This is a genomic window from Stenotrophomonas sp. RS-48, assembly GCF_030053245.1.
GTDB lineage: Bacteria > Pseudomonadota > Gammaproteobacteria > Xanthomonadales > Xanthomonadaceae > Stenotrophomonas > Stenotrophomonas maltophilia_P.
Map to the genome: position 1 here is coordinate 101444 of NZ_JASGBV010000009.1, position 14009 is coordinate 115452.

A 14009-nucleotide genomic window follows, 5' to 3' on the forward strand; every position below is an offset into this window, starting at 1 on the left:
TCACGGCCACCAGAAGGCGTTCAGGCTGGCCACGCCCGGCTCGATCGCCGCTTCGCGCGGGAAGCCGAGCACCGCGATGCCGGCCGGCGGCATGCCGCGGTAATCGCTGCTGCTGCCTTCGGTCATCAGGGCCACCAGCCGTTCCAGGCCGGGGTTGTGGCCCACGACCAGCACGCGGTCGAGATCGCGGCGTTCATCCACCAGTGCCGCCAGGGTGCCCGGGGTGGCTTCGTAGATGCGGTCTTCCAGGCGCTTTTCGACATAGCCGATGGCCGCCATCACCGCTTCCAGGGTTTCGCGGGTCCGCCGCGAAGGCGAGCACAGCACGCAATCCGGCAGCAGCTTGTTCTCCTTCAGCCAGCGGCCGGCGGCTTCGGCTTCGGCAAGCCCGACCGGCGACAGGGGCCGGTCGAGGTCGGCCTGGCCCGGGGTGGCCGGTTCGGCGTGGGCATGGCGCAGCAGGATCAGTTCACGCATCGCGGATATCCATGGAATCGGGGAGTGGAGCAAGGGCCCAGGCGTGAACGGTCACAGCTTCAGCCAGGACAGCAGAGGTTCCCAGTCGGCCTGGTGCTCGCGCACCTGGGCGGAGCGATAGTCGAACAGGCTGCGGCCCAGGCCGGTCATGACCACGTAGCTCTGGCTGTCGCGCAGCTGTGCGACCACCGGGTACGGCCATTCGGCCAGCATCTGCAGCGCCTGCTGCGAGGTCTGGGTCCAGGGCTTGGTGCGGTTGAGCACCAGCCCCACCGGCAGCTTGCGGCTGTGCACGCGCGGCACCTGGGCCAGGCTGTTGAGGAAGCCGACGATGGCTTCGATGTCCAGCGCCGAGGGCAGCACCGGCACCACCACCGCATCGGCGGCATCAAGGAAATGGGGGATATCGTCGGCCAACGCGCCGGCAGGCGCATCGATGATGACGGTCTCGGTGCCATCGGGCAGCTTCTGCGCCCATTGCTTCTTCCGGTACACGTCGATCGGCAGCACCGCGCTTTCCAGGCCGGCGCGGCGCTGTGCCCAGCGGGTGCTGGAGCCCTGCGGGTCGGCATCGGCGATCACCGTGGCCTTGCCCTGCAATGCCGCGTACGCGGCCAGGTGGGTGGCGACGGTGGTCTTGCCCACCCCGCCCTTGGAACCGGCCACCAGGATCGTCTTCATGCCAGCCTCGCTTCCGGGTACGTGCCCCGAGCGTACACCGGCGATGGTGACGGGAGGTAGAGCCGCGCTGAACCTGTCGGCATCGGCTTTGCTATGGTGGCGCCCCCGAAGGATCGAACCCGCATGAGCGAACTGCAGGACCTGAGCGCGCTGATCCGCGCCAACACCCCCCTGATCGTGGTGGAGACCCAGGACGAGGGCCGCATCGTCGAGCTGTTCCGGCAGACACTGATGCATGTATGGCGGGCCCTGCACCGCTGGTCGATCACCGAGGGCCTGCGCCGCATCGATCTGGACAGCGAGGATGCGCCGGTCGGACCGCCCGATGCCAGCGCGGCGCTGCAGATGATCCGCCAGGCCGACCAGCGCGGGGTGTACCTGCTGCTCGATTTCCATCCCTATCTGGGCTATGCCAGCCACCAGCGCGCGTTGCGCGACCTGATCCAGCGCCGCCACAGCGAACCCCATGTGCTGGTGCTGATCGGTGCCAAGGTCGAACTGCCGGCCGAGCTGGAAGCCCTGGCGGTGCGCTTCAACCCGCGCCTGCCCGACGCCAATGCGCTGCTGAAGATGCTGCGCGAAGAGGCCGATGCCTATGCACGCGAGCACGGTGGCCGCCGCGTGGAGGTCGACAGCGAGGCGGTGAAGAAGATCCTGAAGAACCTGCAGGGCCTGAGCCTGGTCGACGCCCGGCGCATCGCCCGGCAGCTCATCTACGCCGACGGTGCGCTGCGCGACGACGACCTGCCGCAGCTGGCGCGGCTGAAGTTCGAGCTGCTCAACCGCAGCGGCCACCTGTTCTTCGAGCATGACAGCGCGCGCTTCGGTGACGTGGCCGGCGCCAACCGGCTCAAGCGCTGGATCAACCAGCGCCGTGTCGCGTTCATCGCCGGCTCGGCACCGGCAGGGCTGGATCCACCGCGCGGCATGCTGCTGCTGGGCGTGCAGGGCTGCGGCAAGTCGATGCTGGCCAAGGCCACCGCCGCCGGGTTCGGCGTACCGCTGCTGCGCCTGGACGTGGGCGCGCTGTACAACAAGTACCACGGCGAGACCGAGTCCAACCTGCGCCAGGCCCTGGCCTCGGCCGAGCAGCTGGCGCCCTGCGTGCTGTGGATGGACGAGATCGAGAAGGGCCTGGCCAGTGGTGGCGACGACGGTGGGGTATCGCGCCGCGTGCTTGGCTACCTGCTGACCTGGATGGCCGAACGCAAGGCGCCGGTGTTCATCGTCGCTACCGCCAACCAGGTGCATGAGCTGCCCGCGGAGCTGCTGCGCAAGGGACGCTTCGACGAGATCTTCTTCGTTGACCTGCCCTCGCCCGAGGTGCGGGTGGAACTGCTGCGCCTGCACCTGGGGCGACGCCAGCTCACTGCGGACGACTTCGCGCTGCCGGCGCTTGCCGCAGCGTCCAACGGGTTCTCCGGTGCGGAGATCGAGCAGGCCATCGTGGCCGGGCTGTATGCGGCCCATGCCGAGAACCGGCCGCTGGATACCGAAACGCTGATGGGCGAGATCCGGGCGACACGGCCCTTGTCGGTGCTGATGGCCGAGCAGGTGGCGGCGTTGCGCGAGTGGGCGTCCGGTCGCACGGTGTCTGCGGACGACTGAGCGGTCTGCCACCCGCGCCGCAGGCTGTTGCCCTCTGCAGGTGCCGGGTGCACCCCGGCACCACGCCTGCCCTCAGGGCCAGGCCGGCGGCGCGGCAGCCCAGGCCTGCTGTACTTCGGCCAGCGACGCGCGCTCGTCCTCGCGCCACTGCGGCAGCAGCTGCGCGTAGCGGCTGCTGTCGCTCCACTGCGACGGTTCGGTGCGCACGGCAGCGGCGTACCACTGCACTGCCTGCTCCTTCTGCCCCAGGCGCCACAGTGCCAACGCGTAGCTTGGCGGCAACCAGCTCGGCTTGCTGAGCGTACTGCCGGCGGCGGCCTGCCACTGCTCCAGCGCGGCCTCCGGCTGCCCCTGCCGCAGCAGGTCCCAACCATAGTTCCAGCGTACGCCGCGACCGACGCTGCTCTGCACCGGGGCATCCTTCAATGCTTCGCGGTACAGCTGCTCGCCAAGTTCGGTACGGCCCTGCGCGATCGCCACCGAGGCCAGCTGCACGGTCGCTTCCACCACGCGCCGGCCACGCTCGCGCTGCTTGAGCAGCTGCGCCACCAGGGCATCGCCCTGCGACTGCTGCACGACCACCATCGGCGCAGCCGCGGCATCGTTGTCGAAATAGAACTCCTGTGGCGCCGGCAATACCGGCGCCGCCCACGCGGAGGCCGCCCCCGAGACCAGCAGGATGCCGGTCAGGATCTTTACTGCCACTGACATTCCTTCTTCCCCCGGGCTGCGACCGCAGCCCCTCTCTCTCCTCCCGATCCTAACCGCAGCATGGCCGCCGGCGCGAGTGCCGGGGCCTGCGCGGCCTCACTGCTACAATTCGCGCCTTCCCCGTCGCGTGCCTGCACGCGGCCGGTGCCAGCCGATCCTGACCGGGCCAGCCATGACCAGTACCGCGCAACTCACCTCGCCCTCTTCCGCCGACCTGATCGACCGTGATTACACGCTCGATCACAAGTACACCCGCAACGAGGGACGGATCTACCTGAGCGGGGTGCAGGCGCTGGTGCGGCTGCCGCTGATGCAGCGGCTGCGGGATGCCGCCGAAGGCATCGACAGCGCGGGGTTCATCAGCGGCTACCGCGGCAGCCCCCTGGGCGGCTTCGATCTGGAGCTGTGGCGCGCCCGCACGCACCTGGAGGCCGCGCGGGTGAAGTTCACCCCGGGCCTGAACGAGGACCTGGGCGCCACCATGGTCTGGGGCACCCAGCAGACCAACCTGTTCCCCGGCGCCAACGTACAGGGTGTGTTCGGCATGTGGTACGGCAAGGGCCCGGGCGTGGACCGCTGCGGCGACGTCTTCAAGCACGCCAATGCGGCAGGCACGTCCCGTCATGGCGGCGTGCTGGCGCTGGCGGCCGATGACCATGCGTGCCGCAGCTCCACCCTGCCGCACGGCAGCGAGGATGAATTCGTCAGCGCGATGATGCCGGTGCTGAATCCGGCGGGCGTGCAGGACATTCTCGACATGGGCCTGCTCGGCTGGGCGATGAGCCGGTATACCGGGCGCTGGGTCGGCTTCAAGACCATCGCCGAGACGGTGGAATCGTCGGCATCGGTCGACGTGGATCCGCTGGCGCGTCGCATCGTGCTGCCGGACGACTTCCCGATGCCGGCCGGCGGCCTCAACATCCGTTGGCCGGACCCGCCGCTGGACCAGGAGATGCGCCTGCACCGCTATGCCGTGAAGGCGGCGCAGGCCTTCGCCCGCGCCAACGGCATCGACCGGGTGGTGATGGACGCGCCGCGTGCACGGCTGGGCATCGTCACCACCGGCAAGAGCTACCTGGATGTGCTGCAGGCACTGGAGTACCTGGGCCTGGACGAGGCCGCCTGCGCCGACATCGGCATCCGCGTCTACAAGGTCGGCATGACCTGGCCGCTGGAGCCGGAAGGCATCGCCCGCTTCGCGCAGGGCCTGGACGACATCATCGTGGTGGAGGAGAAGCGCGCCTTCATCGAGCGGCAGATGAAGGAGCAGTTCTTCAACTGGCCGGCCAGCTGGGGCCCGCGCCCGTCCATCGTCGGCAAGTACGACGAAGCCGGTGAATGGATCCTGCCGTCCACCGGCGAGCTGACCCCGGCCACCGTCGCCGGCGTGATCGGCCGGCGCATCCAGCGGTTCTTCAACAACGAGTCGATCGAACAGCGCCTGCAGTGGATGCAGCAGAAGGAGGCCGAGCTCGCGTTGCCGCGCGCCAGCTTCCCGCGCGTACCGCACTACTGCTCGGGCTGCCCGCACAACACCTCCACCACGGTGCCGGACGGTTCACGTGCGTTGGCCGGCATCGGTTGCCATTACATGGTGACCTGGATGGACCGCAGCACCGACACATTCACCCACATGGGTGGCGAAGGCGTGACCTGGGCAGGGCAGGCGCCGTTCACCGATACCCCGCACGTGTTCCAGAATCTGGGCGACGGCACCTATTTCCACAGCGGCTCGCTGGCGATCCGCCAGGCGATCGCGGCCGGCGTCAACATCACCTACAAGATCCTCTACAACGATGCGGTGGCGATGACCGGTGGCCAGCCGGTGGATGGCCCGCTCAGCGTGCCGGATATCGCCCGGCAGATGCGCGCCGAAGGCATCCACACCATCGTGGTGCTGTCCGACGACATCGCCAAGTGGACCCGCCAGCGCGAGCATTTCCCCAGTGACGTCGAGTTCCACGACCGCAGCGCGCTGGACGAGGTGCAGAAGCGCCTGCGCGAGGTGAAGGGGGTCTCGATCCTGATCTACGAACAGACCTGCGCCACCGAGAAGCGGCGGCGCCGCAAGCGCGGCAAGCTGGAAGATCCGGCCAAGCGCGTGATGATCAACTCGCTGGTCTGCGAGGGCTGCGGCGACTGTGGCAAGAAGAGCTTCTGCGTCTCGGTGCTGCCGAAGGAAACCGAGTTCGGGCGCAAGCGCGAGATCGACCAGTCCAACTGCAACAAGGACTACTCGTGCGTGAATGGCTTCTGCCCGAGTTTCGTCACGGTGCATGGCGGGAAGCCGCGAAAGGGCAACCGGCGCGATGCATCGTCCCTGCTGGACAACCTGCCGGCGCCGACGGTGCGCGGCAGCCTGGAGCAGCCCTGGAACATCCTCATCACCGGCGTGGGCGGTACCGGCGTGGTCACCATCGGCGCGTTGCTGGGCATGGCCGGCCACCTGGAGGGCAAGGGCGCCACGGTGCTCGACCAGACCGGCCTGGCGCAGAAGGGCGGCGCGGTGACCACCCATATCCGCATCGCACGCCGGCCGGAGGACATCCACGCCGTGCGCATCGCCGCCGGTGAGGCCGACCTCGTACTGGGCTGCGACATGGTGGTGGTCAACGATTACTGGGCACTGTCGAAGGTGCGCTCGGGCCGCTCGCAGGTCGTGCTCAACACCTACGAAGCGATGCCGGGCACGTTCACCACCCGTCCCGACATGCAGTTCCCGGCGGCCGACATCATCGCTGGCGTGCGCGTGGCGCTGGGCGGCGATGAGCCGCTGCTGCTCGATGCCACCCAACTGGCCACGGCGCTGCTGGGCGATGCGATCGCCGCGAACCTGTTCATCCTCGGCTACGCCTGGCAGCAGGGCCTGGTGCCGCTGTCGTTCGAATCGCTGATGCGTGCCATCGAGCTCAACGGCGCGGCGGTGGCGATGAACCAGCAGGCCTTCGCCTGGGGCCGGCTGGCGGCGATCGATCCGCAGGCCGTGCAGGAGGCCGCCGGCCTGGTGCGCAACCGCCATACCGATACGGAATCCACGCCCGGCCCGTTGCATCCGCTGCCACCGGGCGAGTGGGAAGGCAACGAGTGGGGTGCCACCGCTGCGCCACGCAACACCGGCGACGAACGCGAACTGCGTGGCCTGCCCTCGCATGGCGGCGAGGTTGCCTTCCTGCCGCTGGACGACGCGCGCCTGTCGCGCTCGCTGGATGAAATGATCGAACGCCGCGCCGCGTTCCTGGTCGACTACCAGGACGCCGCCTACGCCGATCGCTACCGCAGCGTGGTCGAACGCGTGCGCGCCGCCGAACGCGAGCGCATCGGCGGCTCGACCGCGCTGACCGAGACCGTGGCCCGCTATCTGTTCAAGCTGATGGCCTACAAGGACGAATACGAAGTCGCCCGCCTGTACACCAGCGGTGATTTCCAACGCCGGCTGCAGCAGCAGTTCGAGGGTGACTACCAGCTGCGCTTCCATCTGGCGCCGCCGCTGTTCGCGAAGAAGGATGAACAGGGCCGGCTGCAGAAGAAGGAGTACGGCCCGTGGATGTTCAAGGCGTTCGGCCTGCTGGCGAAGCTGAAGTTCCTGCGGGGCGGTGCCTTCGATGTGTTCGGCCGCACTGCCGAGCGCCGCATGGAGCGCAAGCTGATCGGCGACTACGAAGCCACCGTGCAGCTGCTGCTGGACGGGCTGGACGACGGTCGCCTGGCGTTGGCCGTGGAGATCGCCAGCATCCCCGAGCACATCCGCGGCTTCGGCCACGTCAAGGAAGCGCATGTGGAGAGCGCCAAGGCGCGGGAAGCTGCGCTGCTGGCGCAGTGGCGCAACCCGAAGGCGCTGCATATCGTGCAGGTGGCTTGAGCCGGAGGAGCACCGGCCACCGTCAGCCGCGGCGGTTGCCTAGCCCAACCGCCACACCAACAGGCGGTTGTTGGCCGGCATCCCCACATCGCGCAGGCGGGTGAAGCCGCTTTCCGCGGCCAGCGCCTGCACGGCCTCCGCATCGCGGACGCCGCTGCGCGGATCCCGCGCCTTCAGCCACTCATCGAACCGCGCATTGCTGTCACTGGTGTAGCGGCCGCCGTAGTTGAAGGGGCCATACACCGCCAGCAGTGCGCCATGTCGCAGCACCGACGGCAACGCGGCAAACAGCGCCTGCACGTGCTCCCAGCTCATGATGTGCAGCGTATTGGCACTGAATGCGGCGTCGAACAGACTGCCCTCGGGCACCGGCAGCCCTGCTGCCGGTGGCAGTTCAACCTGCAGCGCCACCGGCGGCAGCAGGTTCAGCAGTGCCGCCTCGGCGCGCCACGCCTCGATACCCGGCAGATGGTCCGGGTGATCACTGGGCTGCCAGCGCAGCCAGGGCCAGCGTTCGGCGAAGAACACGGCGTGCTGGCCGGTGCCGCTGCCGATCTCCAGTACCCGGTGGCGGTCGCCCATCCACGGATCGAGCGCGGCAGCGATCGGTTCGCGGTTTCGTTCGCAGGCTTCTGAATACGGCTTGCTCGACATCGGGATGGCATCCGGACGGGGTCGGGCCATTGTGCACGAGGGAGGGTGTCCGGCAGGGCTGCGCCCTGCACCCACCGAAGCAACATCAACGTCAAAAGCGGGCATTCCGTGGGATGGCGGGGCACTGTGGGTTTGCGGGGGCGCCGTGAACCCGTCCATGGGGGCTTGGTCGCCGCATCCATGCGGCTCACACCCCGCAAACCCACAGCGCCCCGCCTTCGACAGTTGGCCGCGATCTGTCGGAAATACTCTTGGGATCAGATCCGTTTTCCGCAGGAGAACGGATCTGACCCCGGAATTTGATTCGATATCCAACAGCTTTCATCCACGCATGACGTGGATCTGCTGGCCACCGGCCAACTGTCGAAGGCGGGGTGGGTCCGGTTGCGGGGGCGTGAGCGCCATGGATGGCGCGACCGAGGCTACAGGGACGTATTCACGCCGTCCCCCGCAACCGGACCCACCCCGCCATCCCACGGAATGCCCGCTTTTGACGTTGACGTTGACGTTGATTCCAGCAAGTGCAGGGCGGCAAGCCCTGCCGCGCCCCACCCATGACTGCAGTCACTTGTGCTGATTGCCCTCCGCTGGCGAAAGTCGAGCAGTTGACGTGATCGGCTTGGCCCGTTGCCGGCCGCACGCGAGTGAGAGAGAGCGCTGTGCAACGACGTGAGTTCCTGGCTTTATCCGGTCTGGGCATGGCCGGCCTGCTGCTGCCGCACGCGCGGCTGATCGCCGCCGAGCAGCTGCTCGAACCGGGCGACGTGGCCCGCAGGAAGGTGCTGGCCGAGGCCGCGCTGGCCGCTGCCAAGCGGGCCGGGGCGACCTACTGCGATGTGCGCATCGGCCGCTACCTCAACCAGGCCGTGATCACCCGCGAAGCGCGGGTGCAGAACGTCACCAACAGCGAGTCGTCCGGCATCGGCATCCGGGTCATCGTCAACGGTGCATGGGGCTTCGCCGCCACCCGCGAGCAGACCCCCGCCGCGGTCCTGGCCGCCGTCGGGCAGGCCGCCGCCATCGCACGCGCCAACGCCCCCCTGCAGAGCCGGCCGGTGCAGCTGGCACCGGTCACCGGCGTCGGCGATGTGAGCTGGAAGACCCCGATCCGCAAGAACGCGATGGCGGTGCCGATCCAGGACAAGGTCGACCTGCTGCTGAGCCTGAATGCGGCGGCGATGAACGCCGGTGCCGACTACATCAATTCCACCCTGTTCCTGGTCAACGAACAGAAGTACTTCGCCTCCAGCGACGGCTCGTTCATCGATCAGGACATCCATCGCATCTGGCTGCCCTTCACGGCCACCGCCATCGACAAGGCCACCGGCAAGTTCCGCACCCGCGCCGGTCTGTCCTCGCCGATGGGCATGGGCTACGAGTTCCTCGATGGCGACGCGCGCGGCAAGGTGCAGCTGCCCGGCGGCATCACCGCCTACCGCGACTCCTACGATCCGGTTGAAGATGCGATCGCAGCGGCGCGGCATGCGCGCGAGAAGCTGAAGGCGCCGTCGGTGAAGCCCGGCAAGTACGATCTGGTACTGGATCCCTCCAACCTGTTCCTGACCATCCACGAGAACGTCGGCCATCCCTTGGAGCTGGACCGCGTGCTGGGCTACGAGGCCAACTACGCCGGCACCAGCTTCGCCACCCTGGACAAGCGCGATGCTGGCTTCCGCTGGGGCAGCGACATCGTCAACTTCTTTGCCGACAAGACCCAACCGGGCAGCCTCGGTGCCGTCGGCTATGACGACGAGGGCGTCAAGACGCTGCGCTGGGACCTGGTCCGCGACGGCATCCTGGTCGATTACCAGGCCACGCGCGATGAGGCACACATCCTCGGCCGCGATGCGTCGCATGGCTGCAGCTACGCCGATTCCTGGTCCAGCGTGCAGTTCCAGCGCATGGCCAATGTCTCACTGGCGCCAGGCAAGCAGTCACTGAGCGTGGAGGACATGATCAAGGACGTGGAGAACGGCATCTACATCCACGGCCGTGGTTCCTATTCCATCGACCAGCAGCGCTACAACGCGCAGTTCGGCGGCCAGCTGTACTACCAGATCAAGGACGGAAAGATCGCCGGCATGGTCGAGGACGCGGCCTACCAGATCCGCACGCCGGAGTTCTGGAACGCCTGTACGGCCATCTGCGACGAACGCGACTTCCGCCTTGGCGGCTCGTTCTTCGACGGCAAGGGCCAGCCGGGCCAGGTCTCGGCGGTGTCGCACGGTTCGTCCACCACCCGCTTCAACGGCATCAACATCATCAACACCGCGCGCAGTCTCGGCGCTTGAGCCACCCCATCGTTCATGGAGAGCAGCCTTGCACAGACGTGACTTCCTGGCCCTGACCGGGCTTACCGCGGGCGGCCTGATCGTGCCGTCCTTCTTCGGCAAAGTGATCGCCGCCGAGCAGCTGCAGTCCAGCCTTGACCCCGCGCTGAAGAAGCGCCTGGCCGATGCTGCCCTGCAGGCCGCCCGCAGTGCCGGCGCCACCTACTGCGACGTGCGCATCGGCCGCTATCTGCGGCAGTTCGTGATCACCCGCGAAGACAAGGTGCAGAACGTGGTGAACACCGAGTCCACCGGTGTGGGCATCCGCGTGATCGTCAACGGTGCCTGGGGCTTCGCCGCCACCAACGCATTGGGTACTGCCGACGTGGCCAGGGCCGCCCAGCAGGCTGCGGCCATCGCCAAGGCCAACGCAGGCGTGCAGAGCGCGCCGGTGCAGCTGGCCAGCACGCCCGGCGTGGGCGAGGTCAGCTGGCGCACGCCGATCCGCAAGAATGCGATGGAGGTGCCGATCAAGGAGAAGGTCGACCTGCTGCTGGACGTCAATGCCGCAGCGATCGGCGCCGGTGCCAGCTTCGTCAATTCGATGCTGTTCCTGGTCAATGAACAGAAGTACTTCGCATCCACCGATGGCTCCTACATCGACCAGGACGTGCACCGCATCTGGGCACCGATGACCGTCACCGCCATCGACAAGACCAGTGGCAAGTTCCGCACCCGCGAAGGCCTGTCTGCGCCGATGGGCCTGGGTTACGAGTATCTGGACGGCGCCGCCGCCGGCAAGGTCGTCAGCCCCAACGGCGTGGTCAACTACAGTTCCTCCTACGACATGAAGGAGGACGCCATCGCGGCCGCCAAGCAGGCGCAGGAGAAACTGAAGGCGCCGTCGGTGAAGCCGGGCAAGTACGACCTGGTACTGGACCCGTCGCACACCTGGCTGACCATCCACGAGTCGATCGGCCATCCGCTGGAGCTGGACCGCGTGCTCGGCTACGAGGCCAACTACGCCGGCACCAGCTTCGCCACCCTGGACAAGCGCGAGCAGCGCTTCCAGTACGGCAGCGAGCTGGTGAACGTGTTCGCCGACAAGACCCAGCCGGGCAGCCTCGGCGCGGTCGCGTACGACGATGAAGGCGTGAAGTGCAAGCGCTGGGACCTGATCAGCAACGGCAAGCTGGTCGACTACCAGACCATCCGCGACCAGGCCCACATCCTCGGCAAGACCGAGTCCGATGGCTGCTGCTATGCCGACTCGTGGTCCAGCGTGCAGTTCCAGCGCATGGCCAACGTGTCGATGGCGCCGGGAAAGACGCCGCTGAGCGTGCCGGACCTGATCAAGGACGTGGAGAACGGCATCTACATCATCGGCGACGGCTCGTTCTCGATCGACCAGCAGCGCTACAACGCCCAGTTCGGCGGCCAGCTGTTCTACGAGATCAAGAACGGCCAGATCACCCGCATGCTGGAGGACGTGGCCTACCAGATCCGCACGCCGGAGTTCTGGAACGCCTGCACCGCCGTGGCCGACGAACGCGATTACCGCCTGGGCGGCTCGTTCTTCGACGGCAAGGGCCAGCCCGGCCAGGTCTCGGCGGTTTCGCACGGCTCGTCGACCGCACGCTTCAACGGCATCAATGTCATCAACACCGCACGCAGCCTCGGCTGACCGGTCAGGAGCCCTTACACCATGAGTATCTTCACCGAAGCCCAGGCCAAGGCCATCCTCGACAAGGTCATCGCCCTGTCCAAGGCCGATGAATGCACCGCCGTGCTGGCGGGATCGATCGCCGGCAACATCCGTTTCGCCCTGAACAACGTTTCCACCAGCGGCATCGTGGACAACACCGAGCTTGCCGTTACCGTGGCCTTCGGCAAGCGCGTAGGCACCGCCTCGATCAACGAGTTCGACGACGCCGCACTGGAACGCGTGGTGCGCCGCGCCGAGGATCTGGCCCGCCTGGCACCGGAGAACCCGGAGTTCATGCCCGCCATCGGCAAGCAGACCTACCGGCCGAGCCCGACCTTCAGCGAGTCCACCGCCGCCATCGATCCGGCATTCCGCGCCAAGGTGGCCGCCGATTCGATCGCGCCCTGCCGTGGCAACGGACTGATTGCCGCAGGCTTCCTTGAAGATGGCCAGGGCTTCTACGCCACTGCCAACAGCAACGGCAACTTCGGTTACCAGCGCACCACCAACTTCGACTACACCTGCACCGTGCGTACCGAGGACGGCCGCGGATCGGGCTGGGTCGGCCGCAACCTGAAGGACGCGGCGGACTTCAAGGCCGACCAGGATGTCCGCATCGCCATGCGCAAGGCCACCGAGTCGGCCGAAGCCAAGGCGCTGGAGCCGGGCAAGTACACGGTCATCCTGGAGCCGGCCGCAGCCGCAGGCCTGATCAGCTTCATGATGAATTTCTTCAGTGCGCGCTCGGCCGACGAAGGCCGCAGCTTCCTGTCGAAGAAGGGCGGCGGCAACAAGCTCGGTGAGCAGGTCTACGACCCACGCGTGAACATGTATGCCGATCCGTGGCACCCGGAAGCGCCGGTGCTGCCGTGGGACAACGAGGGCATGCCGCGCGAGCGCCTGGCCATCATCGAGAACGGCAAGGTGGCCAACCTGGACTACTCGCGCTTCTGGGCGCAGAAGCAGGGCAAGACCGCCAAGGCCACGCCGGGCAACCTGCTGATGAGCGGTGGCGAGAAGAGCACCGCCGAGCTGGTGCGTGGCACCCAGAAGGGCATCCTGGTCACCCGCACCTGGTACATCCGCATGGTCGATCCGCAGACCGTGCTGCTGACCGGCCTGACCCGCGACGGCACCTTCTACATCGAGAACGGCCAGATCAAGCACCCGGTGAAGAACTTCCGCTTCAACGAATCGCCGGTGATCATGCTCAACAACATCGAAGAGCTGGGCAAGCCGGTGCGCGTGGCCGGCGACGAGTCGAGCTTCGTGATGATGATCCCGCCGATGAAGCTGCGCGATTTCACCTTCACCTCGTTGTCCGACGCCGTCTGATGGATCGCCGGGCCTGCCTGCGCTGGTTGGCTGCTGCCGCTTCGGCGGCCGCGCTTCCGGCCTGGGCACAGGCAGGCCCGCGCAGTTCGCGCTACGACTTCTGGTTCACCCGCCTGCAGTACGACTCGGGCGACTGGGACGTGGACGCGCGCATGCCGTCCAACCTGATCACTTCGCTGATCGACTACACCTCCCTGCGCGTGGACCCGCAGGAACACGTGGTGGCACTGGCCGACCCACGCATGCTGGAAGCCCCCTTCTGCTACCTGGCCGGGCACACGCTGGTGGAATTCAACGCCGCCGAGCGGCAGAACTTCGTGCGCTACGTGCGCAACGGGGGCTTCGTCTTCGTCGATGACTGCAACCATGACATCGATGGCCTGTTCGCAACCTCGTTCGAGGCGCAGATGGGCCGCCTGTTCGGGCCCCGGGCGCTGCAGAAGCTGCCCAACAGCCACGCGCTGTACCGCAGCTTCTTCCGCTTCCCCGATGGACCACCGGCCACCAGCTTCGAGCTGAACGGCTGGGGCGACGATCTGGTGCACGACTATCTGAAGGGCATCGAGGTCGATGGCCGCCTGGGCGTGCTGTACAGCAACAAGGATTATGGCTGCGAGTGGGATTACGACTGGCGCAACAAGCGCTTCCTGGCCGAGGACAACACGCGCTTCGGCGTCAACATCGTGATGTACGCATTGAACAATTGAGT

At 67.3% G+C, this 14009-nt stretch carries 10 protein-coding genes; 6 read left to right on the forward strand and 4 right to left on the reverse strand.

From position 1 onward, the window contains the following. Nucleotides 1–477 (reverse strand): histidine phosphatase family protein, encoded by a 477-nt coding sequence (locus tag QMZ25_RS02325; protein WP_053519979.1) that lies wholly within the window; start codon nucleotides 475–477, stop codon nucleotides 1–3. 51 nt (nucleotides 478–528) lie between these two features. After that, nucleotides 529–1158, reverse strand: coding sequence for a ParA family protein (locus QMZ25_RS02330; RefSeq protein ID WP_053519980.1), 630 nt, complete (start codon nucleotides 1156–1158; stop codon nucleotides 529–531). 123 nt (nucleotides 1159–1281) lie between these two features. Here QMZ25_RS02330 and QMZ25_RS02335 point away from each other — a divergent pair, with 123 nt between their 5' ends. Next, nucleotides 1282–2766: an AAA family ATPase gene (locus QMZ25_RS02335; RefSeq protein WP_065182079.1), complete on the forward strand. Its 1485-nt coding sequence runs from the start codon at nucleotides 1282–1284 to the stop codon at nucleotides 2764–2766. A 72-nt stretch (nucleotides 2767–2838) separates the two neighbouring features. Here the strand turns inward: QMZ25_RS02335 and QMZ25_RS02340 are convergent, their stop codons facing one another. Beyond that, the gene (locus tag QMZ25_RS02340) at nucleotides 2839–3477 is read right to left on the reverse strand and encodes a tetratricopeptide repeat protein (RefSeq protein WP_065182080.1); all 639 of its coding nucleotides are present in this window, start codon (nucleotides 3475–3477) and stop codon (nucleotides 2839–2841) included. A 172-nt stretch (nucleotides 3478–3649) separates the two neighbouring features. Here QMZ25_RS02340 and QMZ25_RS02345 point away from each other — a divergent pair, with 172 nt between their 5' ends. Beyond that, the gene (locus tag QMZ25_RS02345) at nucleotides 3650–7336 is read left to right on the forward strand and encodes an indolepyruvate ferredoxin oxidoreductase family protein (RefSeq protein WP_283219062.1); all 3687 of its coding nucleotides are present in this window, start codon (nucleotides 3650–3652) and stop codon (nucleotides 7334–7336) included. A gap of 39 nt (nucleotides 7337–7375) precedes the next feature. Here the strand turns inward: QMZ25_RS02345 and QMZ25_RS02350 are convergent, their stop codons facing one another. Further along, a complete protein-coding gene (locus QMZ25_RS02350; RefSeq protein ID WP_164152952.1) occupies nucleotides 7376–7990 on the reverse strand; it encodes a DUF938 domain-containing protein in 615 nt (204 codons plus the stop codon). 659 nt (nucleotides 7991–8649) lie between these two features. On the opposite strand from QMZ25_RS02350, the gene QMZ25_RS02355 reads away from it, so the two are divergent. From QMZ25_RS02355 to QMZ25_RS02370, 4 genes are read left to right on the forward strand one after another with little or no spacing between them, the layout of a single operon-like run. Next, on the forward strand, nucleotides 8650–10281 hold the full coding sequence (locus QMZ25_RS02355) for a TldD/PmbA family protein (protein WP_277381262.1): 1632 nt from the start codon (nucleotides 8650–8652) through the stop codon (nucleotides 10279–10281). 28 nt (nucleotides 10282–10309) lie between these two features. Further along, nucleotides 10310–11944 carry a TldD/PmbA family protein gene (locus QMZ25_RS02360; protein ID WP_074902370.1) on the forward strand — a complete coding sequence of 545 codons (1635 nt, stop codon included), beginning with the start codon at nucleotides 10310–10312 and terminating at the stop codon, nucleotides 11942–11944. 21 nt (nucleotides 11945–11965) lie between these two features. Beyond that, nucleotides 11966–13300: a TldD/PmbA family protein gene (locus QMZ25_RS02365; protein ID WP_053515946.1), complete on the forward strand. Its 1335-nt coding sequence runs from the start codon at nucleotides 11966–11968 to the stop codon at nucleotides 13298–13300. Next, nucleotides 13300–14007: a DUF4159 domain-containing protein gene (locus QMZ25_RS02370; RefSeq protein WP_065174125.1), complete on the forward strand. Its 708-nt coding sequence runs from the start codon at nucleotides 13300–13302 to the stop codon at nucleotides 14005–14007. The genes QMZ25_RS02365 and QMZ25_RS02370 overlap by 1 nt, the downstream gene beginning before the upstream one ends. Nucleotides 14008–14009 lie beyond the last annotated feature (2 nt).